21 protein-coding genes are annotated in these 23,111 nt (G+C 70.6%); 15 read left to right on the plus strand and 6 right to left on the minus strand.

The window, feature by feature from the left end; genetic code table 11:
- Together ACWFR4_RS24175 and ACWFR4_RS24180 are read right to left on the minus strand one after the other, a co-directional pair.
- The coding region (locus ACWFR4_RS24175) for a hypothetical protein (protein ID WP_453654450.1) at nt 1-441 on the minus strand (441 nt) is incomplete at its 3' end.
- A 119-nt stretch (nt 442-560) separates the two neighbouring features.
- A complete protein-coding gene (locus ACWFR4_RS24180) occupies nt 561-1,835 on the minus strand; it encodes an FAD-binding protein (RefSeq protein WP_453654452.1) in 1,275 nt (424 codons plus the stop codon).
- A gap of 231 nt (nt 1,836-2,066) precedes the next feature.
- Between ACWFR4_RS24180 and ACWFR4_RS24185 the strand changes: the two genes are divergently transcribed.
- From ACWFR4_RS24185 to ACWFR4_RS24205, 5 genes are all read left to right on the plus strand, one after another.
- Nucleotides 2,067-3,113 carry a LacI family DNA-binding transcriptional regulator gene (locus ACWFR4_RS24185; protein ID WP_453464772.1) on the plus strand — a complete coding sequence of 349 codons (1,047 nt, stop codon included), beginning with the start codon at nt 2,067-2,069 and terminating at the stop codon, nt 3,111-3,113.
- A gap of 268 nt (nt 3,114-3,381) precedes the next feature.
- Entirely contained in the window at nt 3,382-4,692 is a 1,311-nt protein-coding gene (locus ACWFR4_RS24190; protein WP_453654454.1) for an ABC transporter substrate-binding protein, read from the plus strand.
- 14 nt (nt 4,693-4,706) lie between these two features.
- A complete protein-coding gene (locus ACWFR4_RS24195) occupies nt 4,707-5,642 on the plus strand; it encodes a carbohydrate ABC transporter permease (protein WP_453464761.1) in 936 nt (311 codons plus the stop codon).
- Nucleotides 5,639-6,460, plus strand: a complete 822-nt coding sequence (locus ACWFR4_RS24200; RefSeq protein ID WP_453464764.1) for a carbohydrate ABC transporter permease — start codon at nt 5,639-5,641, stop codon at nt 6,458-6,460. Before ACWFR4_RS24195 ends, ACWFR4_RS24200 begins: the two co-directional genes overlap by 4 nt.
- Nucleotides 6,457-8,829: a beta-xylosidase/alpha-l-arabinosidase gene (locus ACWFR4_RS24205; RefSeq protein ID WP_453654456.1), complete on the plus strand. Its 2,373-nt coding sequence runs from the start codon at nt 6,457-6,459 to the stop codon at nt 8,827-8,829. Before ACWFR4_RS24200 ends, ACWFR4_RS24205 begins: the two co-directional genes overlap by 4 nt.
- A gap of 54 nt (nt 8,830-8,883) precedes the next feature.
- Here ACWFR4_RS24205 and ACWFR4_RS24210 read toward each other — a convergent pair whose 3' ends face one another.
- Entirely contained in the window at nt 8,884-10,848 is a 1,965-nt protein-coding gene (locus tag ACWFR4_RS24210; protein ID WP_453654458.1) for a M13 family metallopeptidase, read from the minus strand.
- A gap of 169 nt (nt 10,849-11,017) precedes the next feature.
- Here ACWFR4_RS24210 and ACWFR4_RS24215 point away from each other — a divergent pair, with 169 nt between their 5' ends.
- Both ACWFR4_RS24215 and ACWFR4_RS24220 read left to right on the plus strand, forming a co-directional pair.
- Complete coding sequence (locus ACWFR4_RS24215; protein WP_453654460.1) at nt 11,018-12,196, plus strand: FAD-dependent oxidoreductase; 1,179 nt, start codon at nt 11,018-11,020, stop codon at nt 12,194-12,196.
- A 41-nt stretch (nt 12,197-12,237) separates the two neighbouring features.
- Nucleotides 12,238-12,942, plus strand: a complete 705-nt coding sequence (locus ACWFR4_RS24220; RefSeq protein ID WP_453460911.1) for a TetR/AcrR family transcriptional regulator — start codon at nt 12,238-12,240, stop codon at nt 12,940-12,942.
- A 25-nt stretch (nt 12,943-12,967) separates the two neighbouring features.
- Here ACWFR4_RS24220 and ACWFR4_RS24225 read toward each other — a convergent pair whose 3' ends face one another.
- The gene (locus tag ACWFR4_RS24225) at nt 12,968-13,477 is read right to left on the minus strand and encodes a YceI family protein (protein ID WP_453460809.1); all 510 of its coding nucleotides are present in this window, start codon (nt 13,475-13,477) and stop codon (nt 12,968-12,970) included.
- Nucleotides 13,478-13,841: 364 nt separating this feature from the next.
- On the opposite strand from ACWFR4_RS24225, the gene ACWFR4_RS24230 reads away from it, so the two are divergent.
- Together ACWFR4_RS24230 and ACWFR4_RS24235 are read left to right on the plus strand one after the other, a co-directional pair.
- Nucleotides 13,842-14,471 carry a hypothetical protein gene (locus tag ACWFR4_RS24230; protein ID WP_453460812.1) on the plus strand — a complete coding sequence of 210 codons (630 nt, stop codon included), beginning with the start codon at nt 13,842-13,844 and terminating at the stop codon, nt 14,469-14,471.
- Nucleotides 14,472-14,517: 46 nt separating this feature from the next.
- The gene (locus tag ACWFR4_RS24235; RefSeq protein WP_453460814.1) at nt 14,518-15,117 is read left to right on the plus strand and encodes a uridine kinase family protein; all 600 of its coding nucleotides are present in this window, start codon (nt 14,518-14,520) and stop codon (nt 15,115-15,117) included.
- Nucleotides 15,118-15,139: 22 nt separating this feature from the next.
- Here the strand turns inward: ACWFR4_RS24235 and ACWFR4_RS24240 are convergent, their stop codons facing one another.
- A complete protein-coding gene (locus ACWFR4_RS24240; RefSeq protein WP_453460817.1) occupies nt 15,140-15,709 on the minus strand; it encodes a PadR family transcriptional regulator in 570 nt (189 codons plus the stop codon).
- A gap of 71 nt (nt 15,710-15,780) precedes the next feature.
- Here ACWFR4_RS24240 and ACWFR4_RS24245 point away from each other — a divergent pair, with 71 nt between their 5' ends.
- Nucleotides 15,781-16,173 (plus strand): nuclear transport factor 2 family protein, encoded by a 393-nt coding sequence (locus ACWFR4_RS24245; protein ID WP_453460820.1) that lies wholly within the window; start codon nt 15,781-15,783, stop codon nt 16,171-16,173.
- Nucleotides 16,174-16,203: 30 nt separating this feature from the next.
- On the opposite strand, the gene ACWFR4_RS24250 is transcribed toward ACWFR4_RS24245, so the two are convergent.
- Entirely contained in the window at nt 16,204-17,163 is a 960-nt protein-coding gene (locus tag ACWFR4_RS24250) for a LysR family transcriptional regulator (protein WP_453654462.1), read from the minus strand.
- A gap of 149 nt (nt 17,164-17,312) precedes the next feature.
- On the opposite strand from ACWFR4_RS24250, the gene ACWFR4_RS24255 reads away from it, so the two are divergent.
- The 5 genes from ACWFR4_RS24255 (at nt 17,313) to ACWFR4_RS24275 (ending at nt 23,090) form a co-directional block, all read left to right on the plus strand.
- Entirely contained in the window at nt 17,313-18,008 is a 696-nt protein-coding gene (locus tag ACWFR4_RS24255; protein ID WP_453460826.1) for a type 1 glutamine amidotransferase domain-containing protein, read from the plus strand.
- 2 nt (nt 18,009-18,010) lie between these two features.
- Nucleotides 18,011-18,631 carry a TetR/AcrR family transcriptional regulator gene (locus ACWFR4_RS24260; RefSeq protein WP_453654464.1) on the plus strand — a complete coding sequence of 207 codons (621 nt, stop codon included), beginning with the start codon at nt 18,011-18,013 and terminating at the stop codon, nt 18,629-18,631.
- A 101-nt stretch (nt 18,632-18,732) separates the two neighbouring features.
- Nucleotides 18,733-20,046 (plus strand): aldehyde dehydrogenase family protein, encoded by a 1,314-nt coding sequence (locus ACWFR4_RS24265; protein ID WP_453654466.1) that lies wholly within the window; start codon nt 18,733-18,735, stop codon nt 20,044-20,046.
- Nucleotides 20,047-20,235: 189 nt separating this feature from the next.
- Nucleotides 20,236-22,602, plus strand: a complete 2,367-nt coding sequence (locus ACWFR4_RS24270; protein WP_453460834.1) for a molybdopterin cofactor-binding domain-containing protein — start codon at nt 20,236-20,238, stop codon at nt 22,600-22,602.
- Nucleotides 22,603-22,613: 11 nt separating this feature from the next.
- Complete coding sequence (locus tag ACWFR4_RS24275; RefSeq protein WP_453460837.1) at nt 22,614-23,090, plus strand: (2Fe-2S)-binding protein; 477 nt, start codon at nt 22,614-22,616, stop codon at nt 23,088-23,090.
- The last annotated feature ends 21 nt before the right edge of the window (nt 23,091-23,111 follow it).

Genomic DNA, 23,111 nt, shown 5'->3' on the forward strand with positions numbered 1-23,111 from the left:
CGCACCACCGGAGTCGATTCCGGTGGAGTCCGCGCCACCGGAGTCGGCACCGCCCGAGTCCGTACCACCGGAGTCCGCACCGCTGGAGTCCGCACCGCCGGTGTTCGCACCACCGGTGTTCGCACCACCGGTGTTCGCACCACCGGTGTTCGCACCACCGCCGGAGCTGGCACCACCGCCGGAGCTGGCACCACCGCCGGAGCTGGCACCACCGCCGGAGCTGGCACCACCGTCGGAGCTGGCACCACCGTCGGAGCTGGCACCACCGTCGGAGCTGGCACCACTGTCGGAGCTGGCGCCACTGTCGGAGCTGGCGCCACTGTCGGATTCGTAAGCAGTGGTGTTGTCGCCACCGTCGACCGCCACGGACGCCGGTGCGGTCACGGACAGAAGCGCGGCGGCGCCGAACAGTGCTGCGGAAGCGAAACCTATGGAACGCACAGCGGATCCTCCAGACAGAAATACCCCCTGACTGTCGGAACGCTAGGTTCGGCGCAGGACCGCAGCGACCCGGGCGCCGCCGAACGGACCAGCCCCGCGGCGCTCGGCACGGGTCACGTTCAGTGACCGGCGAAGAGTTCCGTCACGAAGGCGTTGCCGAACTTCCCTGCCGGGTCCAGTTCTTTCCGCAGCCGCCGGAAGTCGGGTGCTCGCTCGTAGAGCGCGGCGACGGTACCGGGAGCCGCCGTCGTCAGCTTTCCCCAGTGGGGGCGCGCCCCGAGCGGCAGCAGCCGCTCCTCGATGGCGCCGATGACCGGGAGTACGTCGTCGGGTCGGCGCACCCACGTGAAGTGGAGGGCGAGGGATGCGCGGCCGTGGCTCGGGCTGAGCCACAGGTCGTCCGCGGCGACGGTCCGGATCTCGGAGACAAGGAGCACCGGGGCGATCCGGTCTCCGAGGGCGCGCAGGGCGGCCATCGCGTCGGCCGCCGCCTCGCGCGGCAGGAGCAGCTCGGACTGGAGCTCCTCTCCGTTGCTCGGGGTGAAGTCGGGCCGGAAGTGAGGAAGCCGCTCGTGCCACGGTCCTGGGACGCCCAGCTGTTCGGTGCAGAAGGCCGGTGGCATGCCGGGGACGGGGTGGCGCGGGCCGTCCGCGAGGAGCCCGCCCATCCAGCGGTCTCCCGAAGTGCCGGTCGGCAGCCGGTCGGTGCGGCGCTTCAGCCACACCGTGGCGGTGTCGGCGCGCCAGTCGGTGAACGCGCTGACGCTGTACGCGGCGCCGAACACGGCGTCGAAGTCTTCGGCGATCCGGTCGAGCGGCACGTCGTCGTACACCCACTGGGCGACGTCGAACGCGGGCTCCACGGCGAGGGTCATGGCGACGACGACACCGAGCGCGCCGAGGTTGACGACGGCGCCGGGGAAGCGGTCCGGGTCGGAGGCGCGGTTCAGCGTCGTCCGCGTGCCGTCGGGGCCGATCAGCTCGATCCCGCTCACGGCGGAGGCCAGACCACGCAGTGTGTCTCCTGAACCGTGCGTGCCGGTGGCGCACGATCCCGCGACCGAGATGTGCGGCAGCGAGGCCAGGTTGGCGAGAGCGAGACCCTGCGCCTGGAGCGCCGAGGCCACCTCCGCATACCGCATGCCCGCCGAGACGCTCACGGTGGCGCGGTCCTCGGACACCCGCACCCGGCGCGCGAGCCCGTCCAGGAGGACCAGGTCGCCGTCCGTGTCCGCGATGCGGTTGAACGAGTGCCCGCTGCCGAGGACCCGTACCTTCTCGGCGGAGGCGACGGTCCGGCGCAGGTCGTCCTCCGACGCCGGACGGTGGACCCGCGCCGGGCCGAAGGTGACGTTTCCCGCCCAGTTCCGCAGCGGTGTACCGGTCGCCGGCATACGCATGTCCGTTCTCAAGAGGTTCGCGTCTCAGGTCCCGAGGGGGTTCAGGTCCCCAGTCTCAACGAGTTCGCGTCTCAAGGAGTTCGCGTTCAACTATTTCGACTTCGATGACGCATGTTGCGAAAACTAGAAGGATCTTGCCGGTGCGTCAAGGCGCGGAGGTCCGCTGATCCCCTTGCCCCCTCTCACCCCCTAGAAGTTACGATCCGTACCGTGAACTCCTCAGCGGTGCAGAAGAAGCAGAGGCCGGCGTCCCAGGAGGCCCCCGAGGCCGGCACGGCGACGCTTGCCGAGATCGCCCGCGAAGCGGGAGTCTCCGCTCCGACTGTTTCGAAGGTCCTCAACGGCCGGGCCGATGTCGCTCCGGCCACCCGCGAGCGGGTCGAGGGACTGCTCCGCCGCCACGGCTACCAGCGCCGCAGGGCCAACACCACGGCCATCCCCCTCCTCGAACTGGTCTTCCACGAGCTGGACAGCTCCTGGTCGATGGAGGTGATCCGCGGCGTCGAGAACGTCGCCCGCGAGGAGGGGCTCAGCCTGGTCCTGTCCGAACACGCCGGGCAGCTCAGCATCGGCCAGTCCTGGGTCGACGGCGTCCTCGCCCGCCGTCCCACCGGCGTGATCCTCGTCCTGTCCGGGCTCGACGCCGCCCAGCGCGCGCAGCTCACCAGCCGCGACATCCCGTTCGTCGTGATGGACCCGGCGGGCGACCCCGGGGAAGACGTGCCCGCGATCGGTGCCACGAACTGGCAGGGCGGCCTGGCCGCCACCCGGCACCTGCTGGAACTGGGCCATCGCCGTATCGGTGTGATCGCCGGCCCGGCGGGGATGATGTGCAGCCGTGCCCGGATCGACGGCTACCGGGCGGCCCTGGAGACGGCCGGGGTGGCGTTCGATCCCGCGCTGATCCGCGAGGGGACCTTCCATCACGAGTCCGGCCACGCGGCCGGTCTCGAACTGCTCGGCCTGCCGGACCGGCCGACCGCAGTGTTCGCCGGCAACGACCTCCAGGCGCTCGGTCTCTACGAGGCGGCCCGCGAGCTGGGCCTGCGGATCCCGGACGACCTCAGCGTCGTGGGCTTCGACGATCTGCCCCTCGCCCGCTGGGTGGGTCCGCCGCTGACCACCGTCCGCCAGCCCCTGGTCGAGATGGCCGAGGCCGCCGCACGGCTGACCCTCGACCTGGCACGGGGCAGGAAGCCCCCGACGCTGCGCATGGACCTGGCGACCCGTCTCGTCGTGCGGAGCAGCACGGCGCCGCCTGCCGAGCGGTAGCCCTCGCCACGACGCTCATCACCCCTCACGCCCGGCGGCGATCTTCGAAACTGTCGGTGCGCATGGTCCGCGCGCCCTTCGGCGGCCAGAACCGCGCCGCCCCGTCGCCGTGCCCTTTCGCTACAAGGGCCGACCTGCGCCGGGCGCCCCACCGATAACGCTTCAGAAACCCGCACTCCGAGGGTTGACCACCCCCTCGGCGCGCCTTAGCGTCACACCGCCCAGCATATTTCGCTCTCTTGACCGACACTTTCGAGAGGCTCCAAAGATGAAGACACCCGCACGGATCTCCCGCGCCGTCGCCGCAGGTGTGGCGCTCGCCCTCGGTCTGACCCTGTCGGCCTGTGGCGGCGGCTCCTCCGACTCGGCAGGCGGCGGGGGCTCCGACAAGATCCACGTGCTGGTGTACGGGGACGCGGCCAACAAGGTCGAGAAGCAGCTCGTAGCCACCTTCAACAAGACGTCGAAGGTCAAGGCGGTCCTCGACACCATCCCGGGCGCCGACTACCAGCAGAAGCTGCAGACCATCATCAGCACCCCGCAGGCCCCCGACATCTTCTTCAACTGGGGCGGCGGCAGCATCAAGCCCTTCGTCGACGCCGACCTGCTGCTGCCGCTCGACGACTTCATCAAGGAGGACCCGGCCCTCAAGTCCAGCTTCCTGCCGTCGGTCTTCGACAGCGCGTCGGTGAACGGGAAGCCGTACGGCGTCCCGATGCGCGGCACGCAGCCGGTGCTGCTCTTCAACAACAAGAAGGTCCTGGCCGACGCCGGTGTCACGCCGCCCAAGACCTGGGACGACCTGCTCGGCGCGGTGAAGACGCTCAAGGCCAAGGGTGTCACCCCGATCGCGCTCGGCGGCGGCGACCAGTGGCCGACGCTGATGTGGTTCGAGTACCTCTACGACCGCGTCGCCGGCCCGGAGGTCTTCCAGAAGGCGCTCGGCGGCGACAAGAGCGCCTGGGAGAGCGCGGGCAGCAAGAAGGCGCTGGGCATGATCAGGGAGCTCGTCGACGCGGGCGCCTTCGGTACCAACTACGACTCGGTCAAGTTCACCGACCAGGGCTCGCCCACGCTGCTCGCCACCGGCAAGGCCGGCTTCGAGCTCATGGGTTCGTGGGAGTACTCGACCCAGCAGGACTCCCACCCCGCGTTCGCCAAGAAGGACCTCGGCTACTCCTCGTTCCCGACGGTCGCGGGCGGCACGGGCGACGCCGGCAACCTCGTCGGCAACACCAACAACTTCTACTCCGTGATGAAGAAGACGAAGCATCCCGAGGCCGTCGCCGCGTTCCTGAAGCTCCAGTACTCCGACGAGTTCGTGAAGGCGCAGCTGGGCATCGGCAACCTGCCGACCACGACCAACACGGAGAAGTTCCTCGGCGCCTCCGCGAGCCCGGCGTACTCGAAGTACCAGTTCGACCTCGTCAAGAAGGCCCCGTCGTTCCAGCTCTCGTGGGACCAGGCCTACCCCCAGTCCGCCTCGACGCCCATGCACCAGGCGGTCCAGCAGTTCGTCAACGGCGGGCTCGACACCGACGGCTTCATCAAGGCCATGCAGGCCTTGCCCACCGCGTGAGACCTGGTACCGAGATGACCACCACCGTCACCAAGGCCGCGGTCGTCGCCGAACGGCGGACCGTCAAGCGGCGCACCGGTGGCGTGGGGCGCCCGGGCTTCGCCTGGGCGCTGCCCGCCACCGCGTTCTTCGTCCTGTTCGCCGTCGTCCCGCTCGTCCTCGTCGCCGTGCTGTCGTTCACGAGCTGGAACGGTCTGGGCTCGCCCCGGTTCGCCGGGCTCGACAACTGGACCAAGCTCTTCGACGACCCGGTGATGCTCAACAGCCTCTGGCTGAGCGTGCTGATCACCGTCCTGGGCGTGCTCGTCCAGACGCCGCTGAGCATCCTGCTCGGCGTCTGGGCGGCGGGCCGCCAGCGCAACCGCGCGATCCTGTCCGCGATCTACTTCGTCCCGCTGCTGCTGTCCGCCACCGCGGTCTCCGTCCTGTGGCGCACCCTGCTCGACCCCAACTTCGGTGTGCCGTCCCAGGCCAAGTGGCTCTTCGGCGACGGCAATCTGCTCGGTATGCAGAGTGGGGCCATCGGGGTGCTCGTCCTCGTGGGCGCCTGGCAGTTCACCCCGTTCCACACCTTGATCTACCAGGGCGCGGCGCGGGCCATCCCCCAAGTCCTTTACCAGGCGGCGCAGATCGACGGGGCGGGCACGGTGCGCCAGTTCTTCCACATCACGCTGCCTCAACTGCGCAACACCATGATCACGTCGATGATCCTGATGGTCGTCGGCGGCCTCACCACGTTCGACACCGTCCTGATCCTGACCCAGGGCGGCCCCGGCACGGACACCACCATCAGCGCCTACTACATGTACCAAAAGGCCTTCAAGAGCTTCGACTTCGGCGCGGGATCGGCCATCGCGCTGCTCCTGGTGGTGGTCGCGACGGTCATATCTCTCATCGTCGTACGGGTCTCGGGCTACGACAAGATGCGCAGCTCGGTGGAGGGCCTGTGAGCAAGCAACGCCCCAACTACCTGGCGGGCCTCGGCTCCGTGGTCTGGCTTCTCGTCGTCGGCGCACCGCTCTACGTCCTGGTCTCGGCGTCCGTGCAGTCACGCACGGACTACGGCGCGAGCGGTCCGCTGAGCCTGCCGCGGCACTTCACGCTGCGGAACTACGTCGACGACTTCTCCACCGGCTTCGGCCGGTACTTCCTCAACACGGTGATCGTGACCGTGTGCGTGGTCGCCATCGTCCTCGTGGTGGTGCCGCCGCTGTCGTACACCATCGTCCGCAGCCGCGGCCGCGTCACGACCGCCGTCTTCCGCCTCTTCCTGCTCGGTCTCGCCATCCCCGCACAGGCGGTGATCGTGCCGATGTTCTACGTCATCAGCAAGGCGGGACTCTACGACAACCTCATCGGCGTCATCCTGCCGACCGCCGCCTTCTCGCTCCCCATGTGCGCCCTGGTCCTGACCGGGGTGATGCGCGACATCACCCCGGATCTGTACGAGGCGATGGCCATCGACGGCGCCTCCTCGTGGCGGGTGTTCGGTCAGCTCGTGCTCCCCCTGTCGCGGGGCGGGCTCTCGACGATCGCGGTCTTCTCCGCCCTCCAGGCGTGGAACGGCTTCCTGTTCCCCCTGGTGCTCACCCAGTCCGATTCCACCAAGGTGATCACCTTGGGGCTCTACAACTTCCGCACCCAGTACGGCATCAACGTCCCGGGGCTGCTGGCCGCCGTGGTCCTGTCCATGGTGCCCGTCCTGCTCGTCTACCTGTTCGCCCGGCGCACCCTGGTCCAGGGGCTCATGGGCGTGGGAGGAAAGTGACCCACAACGTGGCCGTAACGACAGACTCCACCACGCCCCTGTGGCGCGACACGACCCTCGACCACGAGACGCGCGCCGCCGCCCTCGTCGCCGAGATGACCCTCCCGGAGAAGGTCGCCCAGCTGTTCGGCGTGTGGGTCGGGGCGTCCGACGAGGGCGGCGAAGTCGCCCCGTACCAGCACGAGATGGAGGAGGTGGTCGACCTCGAGGCGCTGCTGCCGCACGGCCTGGGGCAGCTCACCAGGCCCTTCGGCACCGCCCCCGTCGACCCCGCCCTCGGTGCGCTGTCCCTGCTGCGCACCCAGCGCCGCATCGCCGCGGGAAACCGCTTCGGCATCCCGGCCGTGGCCCACGAGGAGTGCCTCGCGGGCTTCGCCGCCTGGGGCGCGACCGCCTATCCCGTCCCGCTCTCGTGGGGCGCGACCTTCGATCCGGCGCTGGTACGGCGCATGGCCGGGGCCATCGGGCAGGACATGCGTTCGGTGGGTGTGCACCAAGGGCTCGCCCCCGTGCTCGACGTCGTGCGCGACGCCCGGTGGGGCCGCGTCGAGGAGACCATCGGCGAGGATCCGTACCTCGTCGGAACCCTCGGCACCGCCTACGTCCAGGGCCTGGAGTCGGCCGGGATCGTCGCCACCGTGAAGCACTTCGTGGGCTACTCCGCCTCCCGCGCGGGACGGAACCTCGCGCCCGTCGGCATGGGGCCCAGGGAGCGCGCCGATGTGATGCTGCTGCCGTTCGAGATGGCACTGCGGGAGGGCGGCGCCCGCTCGGTGATGCACGCCTACACCGACACGGACGGCGTCCCGTCGGCAGCCGACGAACAGCTGCTCACCGGGCTGTTGCGGGACACCTGGGGCTTCACGGGGACGGTGGTGGCGGACTACTTCGGTGTCGGGTTCCTCAAGACCCTGCACGGTGTCGCCGCCACCTGGGGCGAGGCCGCCGGAGCCGCGCTGAGCGCCGGGGTGGACGTGGAACTGCCCACCGTCAAGGCGTTCGGGCAGCCGCTCCTCGACGCGGTCGCGGACGGTCGGGTGTCCGAGGCCGTCGTGGACCGCGCGCTGCGCCGCGTGCTCGTGCAGAAGGCGCAGCTGGGCCTCCTCGACACCGGATGGGACGCGGTGCCGCCGGCGCTGGCCGGTGCCGACCTCGGGGACCCCCAGGCGCTGCGCGGAACCGTGGCCCTCGACACCGCGGACCGCCGCGCCCTCGCCCGGGAGGTCGCCGAACAGGCCGTCGTACTGCTCCGCAACGACGGCACACTCCCCCTGGCCCGGCCCGCCAGGATCGCGGTGGTCGGCCCGACTGCCGACACCGCGACGGCCGTCCTCGGCTGCTACGCGTTCCCGGTGCACGTGGGCGCCCGGCACCCCGAGATACCGGCCGGGATCGAACTGCCCACCCTGGTCGAGTCGTTGAGGGCCGAGTTCCCCGACAGCGAGGTCGTCACCGCGCCCGGGTGCGGCATCGACGACACCGGCACCGACGGTTTCGCCGAGGCCGTGGAGCTGGCCCGTGGCGCCGACGTCGTCGTCCTCGCGCTCGGCGACCGCGCCGGCCTCTTCGGCCGGGGCACCAGCGGCGAGGGCTGCGACGCCGACTCGCTCGCGCTGCCGGGCGTGCAGGAGCAACTCCTCGACTCGCTCCTGGACGCCGGCACACCGGTCGTGGTGACGCTCCTGTCGGGTCGCCCGTACGCGCTCGGCCGTGCGGTACGGGAGTCGGCCGCCGTCGTCCAGTCGTTCTTCCCCGGCGAGGAGGGCACGCCCGCGATCGCCGGTGTGCTCAGCGGTCGGGTCGCCCCGTCGGGACGGCTGCCCGTGAGCATCCCGAACGGCCCGGGCGCCCAGCCGTCCACGTATCTGGCGGCGCGGCTCGGGCAGGCCAGCGGGGTGTCGAACATCGACCCGACTCCGGCGTTCGGCTTCGGGCACGGACTGACCTACACGTCGTTCGACTGGTCCGATCTCACCGTGGAGCGCGCGACGGTCGGGACGGACGGCGAGGCCGAACTCGCCCTCACCGTACGGAACTCGGGCGACCGGGACGGCACCGAGGTCGTGCAGCTCTATCTGCACGACCCGGTCGCCTCGGTGGTGCAGCCCGTCCAGCGGCTGGTCGGGTTCGTGCGCCTGGCACTCGCGCCGGGGCAGGCCGCGCGGGTCGGGGTGACGGTGCCCGCGGACCTCGCGTCGTTCACCGGGCGGGACGGTCGGCGGATCGTCGAACCGGGCGAACTGGAGCTGCGACTCGGCGCGTCCAGCACCGACCTCCGGCTGACCGCGAAGGTGACGCTCACCGGTCCCGTGCGGGCCGTGGACCACACCCGCAGGCTGCACGCCGACTTCGGCGTCACCGCGCCCTGAACCAGCCGTGGCCCGTACCTTCCTGGAAGGTACGGGCCACGCCTCACGGGCGCGCTACCAGATGCGCACGCGGTCCGCCGGGTCGAGCCACAGGCCGTCGCTGTCCGACGTGCTGAACGCGTCGTGGAACTCGTCGAGGTTGCGCACGATGTTCGCGCGGAACTCCGGCGGCGAGTGCGGGTCGATCGTCAGGTACTGCTGCTCCTGCTCCTTGCGCCGCTTGGTGCGCCAGCAGTAGGCCCAGTTGAGGAACAGGCGCTGGGAACCGGTGGTGGCCTCGTGCTCCGGCGACGGGGTGTCGCCGAGCGAGATGACGTACGCCTTGTGGCCGATGGTCAGGCCGCCGAGGTCGCCGATGTTCTCGCCGACGGTGAGCGCGCCGTTGACGGACTCGCCGGGCAGGTTGCGCGGCGAGAAGCCGTCGTACTGCTCGATGAGGGCCTTGGACTTGGCCTCGAAGGACGTCTTGTCGGAGGCGGTCCACCAGTCGTTGAGGTTGCCCGCGCCGTCGTACTGGGCGCCCTGGTCGTCGAAGCCGTGGCCGATCTCGTGGCCGATCACGGAGCCGATGCCGCCGTAGTTCTCGGCCGGGTCGGCGTCGGGCGCGAAGAACGGCTTCTGCAGGATGCCCGCGGGGAAGCAGATCTCGTTGGTGCCCGGGTTGTAGTACGCGTTCACGGTCTGCGGCAGCATGAACCACTCGTCGCGGTCGACCGGCGAGCCGATCTTGGTGAGCTCGCGGTCCGTCTCGAACGCCGCGGCCGCCTGCGCGTTGGCGAGCAGGTCGTCCGCGGTGACCTGGAGCTTGGAGTAGTCGCGGAACTTGTCCGGGTAACCGATCTTGGGGCGGAACGTGGCGAGCTTCTCGTACGCCCGCTCCTTCGTCTCGTCGGTCATCCAGTCGAGCTGGGCGATCGACTGGCGGTAGGCCTCCAGGAGGTTGGCGACGAGCTCGTCCATCATCGCCTTGGACGCCGGCGGGAAGTGCCGGGCCACGTACTCCTTGCCGACGGCCTCGCCCATCGCGCCCTCGACGAGCGCGACGGCGCGCTTCCAGCGGGCGCGCAGCTCCGGGGTGCCGTTGAGCGTGCGCCCGTAGAAGCCGAAGTTGTTCTGGACGAACGCGTCCGAGAGGTACGGCGCCGAGGCGCGCAGCACGCGCACCAGCACCCAGTCGCGCCACTGCTCGATCGGGAACTCGGTCAGGACCTGGGAGAGGTGGGCGAAGTACGAGGGCTGCCGGACGCAGGTCTCGGCGATGGTCACGTCGGTGCCACCGAGCCCGGCGGCGTAGCCGTGCCAGTCGAACTCCGGTGCCAGGGCCTTGAGTTCGTCCAGGGCGGTGAGGTTGTACGTCTTCTGCACGTCACGGGTCTCGGCCCGCTCCCAGTGGCCCGCGGCCAGCTTGGTCTCGATGGCGAGGACCGTCCGCGCGGCGGCCGCGGGATCGGCGTGCTCGGCGAGCGTCAGAAGATCGGTGAGGTAGGTGACGTACTTGTCGCGGATCTCGGCGAACTTGTCGTCCCGGTAGTACGACTCGTCGGGCAGGCCGAGGCCGCCCTGCACGACGTTGACGAGGTAGCGGTCGGAGTTGCGGTCGTCGGTGTCGACGTACGACCCGAAGAGGCCGGAGCCGCCGACGCGCTCGAAGCGGCCGAGGAACATCGCGAGGCCCCGGAGGTCGGCGATGGCCGCGACCTCGTCGATCAGCGGGCGCGCCGGCGCGAGACCGAGCGCCTCGATGGCCTGCTCGTCCATGAAGGAGGCGTAGAGCGCGGCGATCTTGTGCGCCTCGCCGGTGTCGGCCGAGGTCGACTCGGCCCCTGCCGCGAGTTCCTCGATGATCGCCTTGACCTGCTCCTCGGCGGTGTCGGCGAGCTGCACGAAGGGGCCCCAGCTCGAGCGGTCCTCGGGGATCGGCTCGGTGTCCAGCCAGTGGCCGTTGACGTGGCCGAACAGGTCGTCCTGCGGCCGGATCTCGGGGTTCATACCCGGGCGGGCGTCATCAAGAATGCTCATCGAGGCAGCTTATGCGAGGCGCGGCCGGGACGTTTCGCAATCCCCGGGCCCGGTCCGACACGATAGGGAACGAACATGTTCGTTATAAACTTGTTCGTGACGAACATGTTCGTTACCTTGATGAGGAGGCTCCCGGAACGGCGGGCGCCCCCATGCGAAGGAGCACGCCATGACCACCACGACCCACCACCCCATCGCGATCGTCGGCGCAGGCCTCGGCGGCCTCGTCCTCGCGCGCGTCCTGCACCTCGGCGGCGTCGAAGCGGCCGTCTACGACCTGGAGGCCTCCGCCGCAGCCCGCCCCCAGGGCGGCATGCTCGACATGCACGTCGAGTCCGGCCAGGCCGCACTGCGTGCCGCGGGCCTCCACGAGGAGTTCCTCGCCGCCATCCACCCGGGCGGCGAGGCCATGCGAATCCTGGACCAGCACGGCACCGTGCGCATGGAGGAGAGCGACGACGGCGGCACCGACGGCCGGCCGGAGGTCAGCCGGCACGATCTGCGCGACATGCTGCTCGCCTCGCTGCCGGAGGACACCATCCGCTGGGGCGCCAAGGTCACCGGCGCCCGCCCGCTGACCGGGGGCCGCCACGAGGTGACCCTCGCATCCGGCGAGACCTTCACGACCGACCTGCTCGTCGGCGCCGACGGCGCCTGGTCCAAGGTCCGCCCACTGCTCTCCGACGCCCGCCCCGCCTACTCCGGCATCTCGTTCGTCGAGGCGTACCTCGACGACGCGGACACCCTTCACCCGGAGAGTGCCGAAGTCGTCGGCGGCGGATCGCTGTTCGCGCTCGGGGACGAGAAGGGATTCCTCGCCCACCGCGAGAGCAACGGCCGGCTGCACGTCTACTGCGCGCTGCGGGTGCCCGCCGACCGGTTCACCACCAGCGGCATCGACTTCACCGACACCGAGGCGGCCAAGGCCCGTATCCTCACGTCCTTCGACGGCTGGGACGAGGCATTGCGCGGGCTCATCGGCGACGCCGACGGCGCGCTCGTCCCGCGGCCCATCCATGCCCTGCCCATCGGACACCGGTGGGACCGGGTCCCGGGTGTGACCCTGCTCGGCGACGCCGCGCACCTGATGTCGCCGTTCGCCGGCGAGGGCGCCAACCTGGCGATGCTCGACGGCGCCGAACTGGCCGCCTCGATCCTGGCGCACCCCGGTGAGACCGAGAAGGCCCTCACCGTCTACGAGGAGGCACTCTTCCCCCGCGGCGAGCACGCCGCGGCCGGGTCCGCCGACAACCTCGACGTCATCTTCCACCCCGACGCCCCGCAGGGCCTGCTCGACATGTTCGCGTCCTTCCGCGAGGAGGCGGAAGCCCCGGGAACGGGTTCGTGACGAACTTGTTCGTCACGAACCCGGCTCGTTACGGTGAGCACGTGTCCCCCCAGCCCGCAGCACCCCGCAGCCGCCGAGAGCGTCCGGCCAAGCCCGCCCTGACCCGGGACGGCATCGTCGCGACCGCGGTCGCGATCATGCGCGACGAAGGCCTCAAGCGCGTCACCATGCGCCGCCTGGCGCAGGAGCTCGACACGGGTCCGGCCTCGCTCTACGTGTACGTGCGCAACACCGCCGAGCTACACGCGGCCATCCTGGACGAGCTGCTCGGCGCGGTCGACCTCTCCCCCGCCACCGCTCCGGGTGACTGGCAGGACCGACTGGTGCGGATCCTGACCTCGTACACCGCGGTGTTGTTCGAGCATCCGAGCCTCGCCCGGTCGGCGCTGGTGGCGATGCCCTCCGGCGAGCACTACCTCGACCTGGCCGAAGCCCTCCTCGCGCTGCTCGCCGAGGGCGGCATCCCGGACGCGCAGGCCGCGTGGGGCGTGGACGCCCTTCTGCAGTACGCCACTTCGACCGCGGCCGAACAGTCCACCCGCGACCGGGACGAGGACGCCCCCGGCGACTGGGACGCGCTGACGACCGCGCTGCGCGACGTGTCCGCGACGACCCACCCGCGCCTCGCGGCGCTCGGCGACGAGCTGTTGTCCGGGCCGGGCGAGGCTCGCCTCGGCTGGGGCCTGCGGGTACTGATCAACGGGATGCCGCACACACCCAGGCCGTCCACCACCGACGCTCCGTGACCCCCCCACCAGCTGTCGCGGCAGGTCAACGCGTCGCCCTGACATCCAGGCGCACGGTCAGCCGGCGGCCGGTCATGCCTTTCGCGGCGGTCACACCGAACGCGTAGCGGTCCACGACGGCCGACGCCACGACCGCCAGACGGCGGCCCTCGACCGTCACACTCTCGACGGTGACGTCGATCGGCCGGCTGACACCGAGGGCGGTCAACTCCCCCGTCAGGACTGTCCCGTCGGAACCGACCTCGACGCCGTCGCCACGGAACGCGAACTCGGGATGGGTGGCCACATCCAGGTAGTCGGCCGACCGTACGTGTTCGTCGCGGCGCGCCACACCCGACTCGAACGTGTCCGCTCCGATCCTCACGTCCACCGTGGACTTCTCGACAGGTCCGGCCACGTCGATCCGTCCCCGCGTGATCCGGAGGCTCCCCCGCACCGGGAACAGACCGAAGACCGTGCGCATGCGGAAGTTCACGCTCGACGCCGCCGGATCGATCTCGTACGTGCCGCTCTCCGGCACAGGATGTTCTCCCACTCGCGATGCCACCATGACCTCCGTCGGTCTCGACGCCGCCGGCGCGGCGGCTGACCTCAACATGTCAGGTGGCGGATGGCACGCGGCAGAGCGAGATGTCGTCGCCCGGCCGGTACAAATGTCACTGCCGACGGCCACCGAACAGGCGTCACGTCCACCGATGCGACCGACGGCCATCCCACGCAGAGGTGTTCCCCTCATCCGGGTCCGACACGCCAAATCCGGCCCTGACGGCCGTACATGGTGCCACCTCACCGACACTGCGCAGGGGCAATGCGCCGAAGGAGCGTGCACAAGTGTGTGTGGTGTGAGTACCCTTCGGCACCAACACACAGCCCCACACAGCCACAGGAAGCGGGCAGTCATGTCGGACAGCAACACGCTCAAGTCCCAGTACTCCGCCCAGGTGGAGGCCGACCTCGAGCGCAACGCGAAGGAACAGGAACGCGTCGCCGCCGAGTTGGCCGCACTTCAGGAGCAGCTCCAGACGCTTGACCACGACCGCACCCTGCTGGCGGGAATGCGCGAGGCACTCTCGAGTCAGGGCACGGCGGCGGTGGCCGAGGTGGCGCCGGTAGCGCCGAAGGCGGAGTCTCCCGTCGAACTCCCCAAGGCACGCAAGCCGAAGGGCGAGAGCGCGGCACCCAAGCAGCGCGCGAAGAAGGAGGCCGGCAAGAAGCCCGCCGCGAAGAAGGCGGCCACCGCCGCGCAGGCCCGCACCCCCGGCTCCCCCACCCTGCGGGAACTGGTCCTGAACCTCATCACCACGAGCACCGAGCCGCGTTCGGCAGCCGAGGTCACGACGACGCTCGCCGAGTCCCACCCGGAGCGCAAGGCCGGCGGCACGGTCGTACGCAACACCCTCGAGTCCCTCGTCGCCCGCGGCCAGGCCGAGCGCACCAAGCAGAACAAGTCCGTGTTCTACACCGCCCTTCCGGCCGCGGCGGCCACCACCGAGGACGCCGACAAGAAGGACGCTCCGGCGAACGCCTGAGATATTCGGCCCCGGCACCGCGCAACCACCGTTATCGTGCGCCCTCATGGAACCCACCCCTGAGACGTACACCGCACTGGCGTCCCGCATCCGGGCGGCGGCACCGCGGTGCGGACCGGTCAGGCTCGTCGCCGTGGACGGCCCGTCGGGGGCGGGCAAGAGCACGTTCGCCGAGCGCCTGGCCGGGGCACTCGGCAGCGCGCGAATCGTGCACACGGACGACTTCGCCTCGTGGGACGACCCGTTGGGCTGGTGGCCCCGCCTCGAGGAGCAGGTGCTCCAGCCGCTGGGGAGCGGGGTGGCCGGCCGGTTCCAGCGCTACGACTGGGTACGGCGCGAACTCGCCGAGTGGCACGACGTTCCCGTCGGCCACACCCTCGTACTCGAAGGTGTGTCGACGGCACGCGGAGCCGTCGCCGACCGTCTCACCTGCGCCGTGTGGGTCGAGACGGGACGCGCGGTGCGTCTGCGCAGAGGTCTTACCCGCGACGGTGAGGACGCGCTGCCGCTATGGCGTACGTGGATGGCCGCGGAGGACGAGCACTTCGCCCAGGACGGGACACGCGAGCGGGCCGACGTGGTGGTCGACGGCAACCCGCACACCGCGCCCGCCGATCCGGCGCACACCTACATGCGCCTGCGGTAGACACCTACGTCCGTAAGGGAGTTCAGGACCGGCCGACATATGAGGTGCGCCGCGCCAGGATGTCCAGGACGCGCTCGCCCCACCGGAGGTTCTCCTCCTCGAAGGAGCGGCCGCGCATCAACGTCAGGTACGGGCCGATTCGTTCGGCGTCGCGCAGGTACGTGTCCTCGTCGCGCCCGTCGAGGAGCCGCTCCCGAAGGCGTTCGTAGCGGGCCAGTTTGCCGCGCGCCCACCCCATGCGCTCCTCGACGAGCGCGCGTACGGCATCCGGGTCCGCGCCGTCCGAGGCCTGGATCTTGACCATGAGTTCGTCGCGGATGGCGGTGGGCCTCGGCGGGGCGACGGCGAAGTCGTCCAGGGCGGCGCGTCCCGCGTCGGTGAGCGTGAACATCCGCTTGTTCGGCCTGCGTTCCTGCGGCACGACCCGCGCCTCGACCAGGCCGTCCCCGGCGAGGCGCTCCAGTTCGCGGTAGAGCTGCTGCGGGGTCGCGGACCAGAAGTTGGCCACCGCCACGTCGAACACCTTGGCCAGGTCGTACCCCGACGCCTCGCCCTCCAGGAGAGCTGCAAGGACCGCGTGCTTCAGAGACATCTGGACACGCTAACACCGGCACGATTAATCTCGGCCGCACCTATTCAACAAATTGACTATGGAGCGCGCGCATGCAGGTATTCCGCAAGGCCGTGGAAGCGAACGACCCCGACGCCGTCGAGGCGCTCCTCGCCGAGAACGTCGTGTTCACCAGCCCGGTCGCCTTCCACCCGTACCCGGGCAAGGCGATCACCGCCGCGATCCTGCGGGGCGTCACACGGGTCTTCGAGGACTTCCGCTACGTACGGGAGATCAACAGTGCCGACGGTCGCGACCACGCCCTGGTCTTCGTCGCCCGCGTCGGCGACCGCGAGGTCAACGGCTGCGACTTCATCCACCTCGACGAGGACGGGCTCATCGACGACCTCACCGTCATGGTGCGCCCCCTGTCCGGCGCCGAGGCACTCTCCGAGGCCATGGGGGCGCAGTTCGAGCGCATCCGGCAGGAGGCCGCGGGCGCGTAGCCGCCGCCACGGCGTGGAGGCCGGTCAGGGCTACCAGCCCCGGCCGGCCTCCAGGAGCTGGTCACGGACGAGGGCGATGTGCGGGTTGTCCGGCGTTCCGGGGCGCTGGACGACGTAACCGGTGTTGAACGGCGGGTCCTCCGGGTCGTGGAGGAGGACGAGCACCCCCGCGGCGAGCAGTTCGCGGCACAGATAGCGGGGCAGCACGCTGAATCCGGCCCCGGCCGCCACTGCGGACACGACGCCGCGTAGATCGGGCACGGTGACGGCGGCCTTGCAGGTCAGGCGCCTGCCGAAGACGTGCTGCCAGTACCGGCGGACGATCGGGAGTTCCTCCGCGTACGTGATGAGCGGGACGGTGTGCAGCATCCCGGGCCCGTCGGCGGCGATCCGGTTCGGGCCGCCGATACGGTCCGCCCAGGTCGGGGCGGCGACCAGGACGAACTCCTCGTCCGCGAGAGGCACCGACGTCAGATTGCGGCCGCGGGGCCGGGCGGTGGCGATGACGAGGTCGTGCCGGCCCGTGCGCAGTTCCTCGAGGAGCGGGTCCGTCAGCCCGGTGGCGACGCGCAGCCGGACCCCCTTCTCGACCAGGGGCGCCAGCGCCGGCAGGACGCAGTGGCACAGCATCTCGGCCGGTCCCGCCAGATGGACGGGCTCGGCCGCGGCGTCCGTGCCGGGACCGCCCTGTCCGGCGACGGCCGAGAGGGCGTCGAGCGGATCGACCACGCGGGACGCGAGCTCGTCCGCGAAGGGGGCGGGAGCGACGCCGCGCGGCAGCCGCTCGAACAGTTCGCGGTCCAGCTGCCGCTCCAGCGCGCGGATCTGTGTGGTGACGGTCGGCTGCGACAGGCCGAGCAGTCGCGCGGCCGCGGTGAAGGAACCCGACCGGTACACCGCGAGGAAGGTACGCAGCAGATTCAGGTCCAGCGGGCCCGTGTGCGCCGTCCGGCCTATTCCCGGAGACCCATTCGAATCCCTATTTCTCATATTGGCCACCCTATTGGATTCCTATGGGAGGCCCGCCCTACGGTCGGTGCCATCGCCACACACTGACGATCTGAGCACAAAGCGTCAGAGGTTCCGCGATCCGAACCCGTCCTCCGGGCCCGCGGGCCCGCACCCTCGGAGCACTCACCATGTCGAAGATCCTTTTTGTAGTCACCGGCGCCACCCACTGGACGCTGGCCGACGGCACCCTGCACCCCACCGGCTTCTGGGCCGAGGAGGCCGTCGCCCCGTACGAAGCCTTCAAGGCCGCGGGCCACGACATCGTCGTGGCCACGCCCGGCGGCGTCGTCCCGGCCGTGGACAAGGGCTCCCTCGCACCCGAGTTCAACGGCGGGCAGGCGGGCGCCGACCAGGTGGCGGCGGCCCTCGCCTCCTTCGGCGAACTCCAGCACCCGATCAAGCTGGAAGAGGTGAACCTCGACGACTACGCGGCGGTGTTCTACCCCGGCGGCCACGGCCCCATGGAGGACCTCTCCGCCGACGCCGACTCGGGCAGGCTCCTCACCCTCGCCCTGGAGACGGGCAAGCCGCTCGGCATCGTCTGCCACGCCCCGGCCGCCATGCTCGCCGCGATCAAGGGCGACGGCACCAACGCCTTCGCCGGGTACAAGGTGACCGGCTTCACCAACACCGAGGAGACCCAGGCCGGCTTCGCCGACAAGGCGAAGTGGCTGCTCCAGGACCGCCTCGTCAACGCGGGCGTGGACTTCCAGGAGGGCGAGCCGTGGGCCCCGAAGACCGTCGTCGACCGCAACCTGGTCACCGGCCAGAACCCGTCCTCCGCCGCCCCGCTCGCGGCCGAGCTCCTCAAGAAGCTGGCCTGACGATGGGCGCCGACCGGCTCGACGAGGTCCTCGACGCCGCCTACGACTGCCTGACCAGGTACGGCGTTCGGCGCACCACGATGGACGACATCGCTTCCACGATGGGCGTGTCCCGGTCCGCGGTCTACCAGTACGTACGCAACAAGGACGACGCCTTCCGCCGGCTCGCGGAGCGTCTGCACACGCAGGCGCTGGAGCGGGCGCGGCGGGCGGCCGCCGCCGAGGACACCCCCGTGGCCGAGCGCGTCCGGGGTGTCCTGGCCGCCAAGCTCGAGCTGGTGCTTCGCCTCGCCGGGGACTCGCCGCACTCCGCCGAGCTGCTCGACGCCAAGGCCCGGCTGTTCGGCGACATCTGCCACACGTTCACCGCCGATCTGCGCCGGCTGCTGACCGGCCTGTTCAATGAGGCGGGCACCCCCGCCGCCGTGGAACCCGCCGAGGCCGCGGACATCTGCATCGCCCTGGTGGTCGGCCTGGAGTCGGTGTCCGACGCGCGGCAGTTGTTCACCCCGGCCATGGACGCGCTGCTCGCCGGGCTCCTCACCAGCCCCGTATCCGAGTGCACCTCGCGGGTGACAACGTCCGGCGGGGCGCCGCACGGATCCGCGCCGCATCCCGCCTGACCGGCCACACTGTGCCGACCGCAGGCCACCGCCGCGCTCTTCCCCCCACCCCTTACCTCCCGCTCGACACCCGCCGAGCACCCCCTCGCAGGAGACCCCTCGTGACCGACATCGAAGACCTTGTCGCCCGCCTCCGCGCCACCTTCGCCGGTGGCCGCACCAAGCCGCTCGCCTGGCGCAAGGAGCAGCTCACCCGGCTGCGCGCCATGTTCACCGAGCACCGCGGTGACATCGCGGACGCCCTGTACGCCGATCTGCACAAGCCGCGCGCCGACGCCTTCGCCACCGAAATCGACTTCCCCGTACGGGAGATCGACCACACCCTGAACCATCTCGACGAGTGGCTTCGCCCCCGGCCCGTGGCGTCCGGCGCCCTCGCGGGCCTGCCCGACGGTTCGGCGGCCGGAACGCAGTACGACCCGCTCGGCACCGTCCTGATCATCGCGCCCTGGAACTACCCGGTGCAGTTGCTGCTCGTGCCGCTCGTGGGCGCGCTCGCGGCCGGCAACACCGTCGTCCTCAAGCCGAGCGAGGTCACCCCGGCGACGTCCGCGCTGATCGCCCGTCTGGTGCCCGAGTACCTCGACAAAGAGGCCGTCGCCATCGTCGAGGGCGGCATCCCGGAGACGACCGAGCTGCTCGCCCAGCGCTGGGACCACATCTTCTACACCGGCAACGGCATGGTCGGCCGCATCGTCATGCGGGCCGCCGCCGAGCACCTCACCCCGGTCACCCTCGAACTGGGTGGAAAGTCCCCGGTGTTCGTGGACCGCGACGTCAATCTGAACCGCGTCGCCGAGCGTCTCGCGGGCGCCAAGTTCCGCAACGCCGGGCAGACGTGTGTCGCCCCCGACTATGTGCTCACCGACCCCGAGACCGCCCCCGCGCTCGCCGCCGCGCTCGCCAAGGCGGTCGAGGCGATGTTCGGCATCGACCCGCAGGCCTCGGACGCGTACGGCCGCATCGTCAACGAGCGGCACTTCGACCGGGTGTCCGCGCTGCTCGACTCCGGGACGACGGCCTTCGGCGGTCAGACCGACCGCGACGACACCTACATCGCGCCGACCGTCCTCACCGGCGTGAAGCCCGACGAGCCGGTCATGCGCGAGGAGATCTTCGGCCCCGTCCTGCCCATCGTCGAGGTCGCCGGGCTCGACGAGGCCATCGAGTTCATCAACGACCGCGACAAGCCGCTCGCCCTCTACGGCTTCACCGAGAGCGAGGACACCCGGCGCCGCCTCGCCGACGAGACGTCCTCCGGCGGCATCGGATTCGGGCTGCCGATGGCCCATCTCCGCGTTCCCGAGCTGCCGTTCGGCGGAGTCGGCGAGAGCGGTCTCGGCAACTACCACGGCCCGCACTCCATCGCCACGTTCAGCCACCGCAAGGCCCGGCTCGACGTACCGCTGGGCTGAGTCCGGCCGGGCGGGGCAGGTCCCGGCGGGCCGCCCCACTCGCAGCCGCGAGCCGTGAGTCTCAGCTGCCTCGCATACGCGAGTGTGTGGCAGTCATGTGCAGCTTGCCCGCACCGTGTGCACCGCCCGCCTCCCGCGCCCTAGGCTCCCCGGTTGATCAACTCAATCCGTGCGCCGGGAGGCACCCCCATGGCAGAACAGAGCCGTTCGCCACGCGACCCCGTGGAAGAAGCCGCACAAGCCGCACAATCCGAACGTCCCGAGGGTCCCGGCGGTCCCGGACGGCGCAGGGTCCTCGCGTATCTGCTCGCCGCTCCGACGCTCGCCGTCGGGGCGCGCCTCGGCCTGGACGCCGTAGGCGGCGAGTCCGCCGAGGCCGCGGTGCCTTCGCTGCCGCAGCCGGAGGAGCTCTTCGACCTCGGTGACATGCAGACCCTGGCGGCGGCGCCCACGTCCGGTCTCATCTCCGTCCAGGTGCACTCGGACGGGACGGCGTCGTTCGCGGTCCCGCGCGCCGAGGTGGGCCAGGGCATGACCACGGCGGTCGCCATGATGATCGCCGAGGAGATGGACCTCCCCCTGGCGAAGGTACGGGTGTCCCTGGCCGACGCCCGCCCGGAACTCCTGATGAACCAGCTGACCGGCGGCTCCAACTCGATGCGCAGCATCTACCTCCCGGTCCGCTCCGCGGCGGCCGTCGCCAGACAGCGGCTCGTCGCCACGGCCGCGCAGCAGTGGGGTGTACCGGAGTCCGAACTGACCACGCGGGAAGGCGTGATCACGCACGGCGCCGCGAAGAGCGCGACGTACGGCTCGCTCGCCGAGGCCGCCGCCAGCGCGCGGACCGTCACCGCCTCCGCGCACCTCAAGTCCACGTCGGACTTCACGATCCTGGGCACGCCGCAGAACCGTGTCGACGCACGCGACATCGTGACCGGACGCAAGAAGTTCGGCATGGACCTTCACGTGCCCGACGCGAAGCCGACGATGGTGCGCAGGCCTCCCACGGTCAACGGCACCGTGGTCTCCGTCGCGAACGCCGACGCCGTCAGGAACATGCCGGGCATCACCGATGTCGCCACCGTCAAGCACGGTGTCGCGGTTCGCGGCGACACGTTCGGCCAGTGCATCGACGCACTGCGCGCGCTCGAAGTGACCTGGGGCCCCGGCACCGTGGACAAGGAGTCGGACGACACCGTCCTCGCCAAGCTCAGGGCCGCGGCGCTGCCCATGGTCGTGCCGCCGCTCCTCACGAAGAAGATCGACGCCGAGTTCAGCTTCGCGTTCGCCAGCAACAGCCCGCTGGAGCCGGACAACGCGATAGCCGACGTGCGCTCCGACCGCGCCGAGGTCTGGGCGAGCCTGAAGGTTCCCATCGTGGCGCAGCGCGACATCGCCGACCGGCTCGGGCTGCCGCAGACGGCCGTCACGGTGCATGTGGTGGAGGGCGGCGGTTCGTTCGGGCGGCATCTGTTCCACGACGTGGCTGCCGAGGCCGCCGAGATCTCGCAGAAGATGGGCAAGCCGGTCAAGCTGTCGTGGTCGCGGACCGACAACTTCCGGCAGGGCAGGACCCATCCGATGTGCGTCTCGCGGGTGCGCGCCACCTACGCGCTCGGCAACGTCGTCAGCTACGAGCAGCGCCACACCAGTTCGCAGACCGACTTCGGGCACGGGCTCGGCGAGATGATCACGTCGACGGCGGCGAAGCTGCCCGTGGCCGGCAACCTCACGTTCGCCGAGACCATCTTCCAGCTGACGCAGTCCACGCCGTACAACTTCGGTGTCACCACGCAGCTCCTCAACGAGGTGCCGCTGAAGTTCAACACCGGCAGCATGCGCAACATCTACTCGCCCAATGTGGCGTGTGCGCGCGAACTCGTCGTCGACCAACTGGCCGCGAAGATGCGCAAGGACCCCGTCGCGTTCCGCCGCGAGTTCCTCAAGGAGGAGCGCCTGCGCGCCGTCCTGGACAAGGCGGCCGAAGCCGGGGAGTGGGGCAGGGCGCTGCCCGCCGGTGTCGCGCAGGGGATCGCCCTGCACACGGAGTACCGCGGCGCGGTCGCCTCACTCGTCGAGATCGACTGCCGGCCCGAGACGGTGAACCGCAAGGTCAGGGACGGTGTGACCGGCCCGCGCGTGACCCGCGCCCTGATGGTCGTCGACGCCGGGTTCGCCATCAACCCCCGTGGTCTCGAAGCCCAGATGATGGGCGGGATGAACGACGCGCTCGCGATGGCCCTCACGTCCAGCCTGCACATCAAGGACGGCATCCCGCTGGAGGGCAGCTGGGACCACTACTTCTACACTCGGCAGTGGAACACCCCGCCCGACCTGCGCGTCATTGTCATGCCGTCCACCGGTGACAAGCCGTCAGGGGCGGGCGAGCTAGGTGTCGCGCCCGCGTTCGCCGCCATCGCCTGCGCCTACGCCCGCGCCACGGGCACGCTGCCGACCAGCTTCCCGATCAACCACGCCACCCTCTCCTTCGACCCGCTGCCGCTCGAACCGTCCACGCCCCAGTCCCCCACCGACGGTCTCGACCGCGCCTTCTGAGGAGCCCCGCCATGCCCAGTCACACCTTCAAGCTCAACGGCGAGCAGATCACGGTCGAGGCCGAGGACGACGTACGGCTGCTGTGGGTCCTCCGCGACCTGCTCGGCGTCACCGGACCCAAGTACGGCTGCGGCCTCGGCGTCTGCCAGGCCTGTACGTCGCACATCAACGGCAAGGCGTTCAACCCGTGTTCGGTGCCGGTGTCGAAGATCGGCCCCGCCGACGAGGTCACCACCATCGAGGGTCTGCCCGCCACCGTGGGCAAGGACCTCCACCCGATGCAGGAGGCCTGGCTCGACCTCGACGTCGCGCAGTGCGGGTACTGCCAGCCGGGCCAGATCATGACGGCGGTCGCCAAGGTCCGGCGCGCGGCCGAGGACGGCCGCGACATCACCGACGCGGACCTCGACGAGATCCGCAACATCTGCCGCTGCGGCACGTACACCCGCATCCGCGAGGCGATCAGGGCGGGCGCCAAGAACATGTGAGGAGCCGCAACGCCGGTGGCC

The organism is Streptomyces sp. NPDC055140 (genome assembly GCF_053607285.1).

What these genes read in the sequence shown, in the direction of transcription:
- ACWFR4_RS24275 (WP_453460837.1), top strand. Translation starts at nt 22,614, where the DNA reads ATGCCCAGTCACACCTTCAAGCTCAACGGCGAGCAGATCACGGTCGAG.
- ACWFR4_RS24215 (WP_453654460.1), top strand. Translation starts at nt 11,018, where the DNA reads ATGACCACCACGACCCACCACCCCATCGCGATCGTCGGCGCAGGCCTC.
- ACWFR4_RS24230 (WP_453460812.1), top strand. Translation starts at nt 13,842, where the DNA reads ATGTCGGACAGCAACACGCTCAAGTCCCAGTACTCCGCCCAGGTGGAG.
- ACWFR4_RS24255 (WP_453460826.1), top strand. Translation starts at nt 17,313, where the DNA reads ATGTCGAAGATCCTTTTTGTAGTCACCGGCGCCACCCACTGGACGCTG.
- ACWFR4_RS24240 (WP_453460817.1), bottom strand. Translation starts at nt 15,709, where the DNA reads ATGTCTCTGAAGCACGCGGTCCTTGCAGCTCTCCTGGAGGGCGAGGCG.
- ACWFR4_RS24270 (WP_453460834.1), top strand. Translation starts at nt 20,236, where the DNA reads ATGGCAGAACAGAGCCGTTCGCCACGCGACCCCGTGGAAGAAGCCGCA.
- ACWFR4_RS24210 (WP_453654458.1), bottom strand. Translation starts at nt 10,848, where the DNA reads ATGAGCATTCTTGATGACGCCCGCCCGGGTATGAACCCCGAGATCCGG.
- ACWFR4_RS24250 (WP_453654462.1), bottom strand. Translation starts at nt 17,163, where the DNA reads ATGAGAAATAGGGATTCGAATGGGTCTCCGGGAATAGGCCGGACGGCG.
- ACWFR4_RS24245 (WP_453460820.1), top strand. Translation starts at nt 15,781, where the DNA reads ATGCAGGTATTCCGCAAGGCCGTGGAAGCGAACGACCCCGACGCCGTC.
- ACWFR4_RS24235 (WP_453460814.1), top strand. Translation starts at nt 14,518, where the DNA reads ATGGAACCCACCCCTGAGACGTACACCGCACTGGCGTCCCGCATCCGG.
- ACWFR4_RS24180 (WP_453654452.1), bottom strand. Translation starts at nt 1,835, where the DNA reads ATGCCGGCGACCGGTACACCGCTGCGGAACTGGGCGGGAAACGTCACC.
- ACWFR4_RS24260 (WP_453654464.1), top strand. Translation starts at nt 18,011, where the DNA reads ATGGGCGCCGACCGGCTCGACGAGGTCCTCGACGCCGCCTACGACTGC.
- ACWFR4_RS24195 (WP_453464761.1), top strand. Translation starts at nt 4,707, where the DNA reads ATGACCACCACCGTCACCAAGGCCGCGGTCGTCGCCGAACGGCGGACC.
- ACWFR4_RS24190 (WP_453654454.1), top strand. Translation starts at nt 3,382, where the DNA reads ATGAAGACACCCGCACGGATCTCCCGCGCCGTCGCCGCAGGTGTGGCG.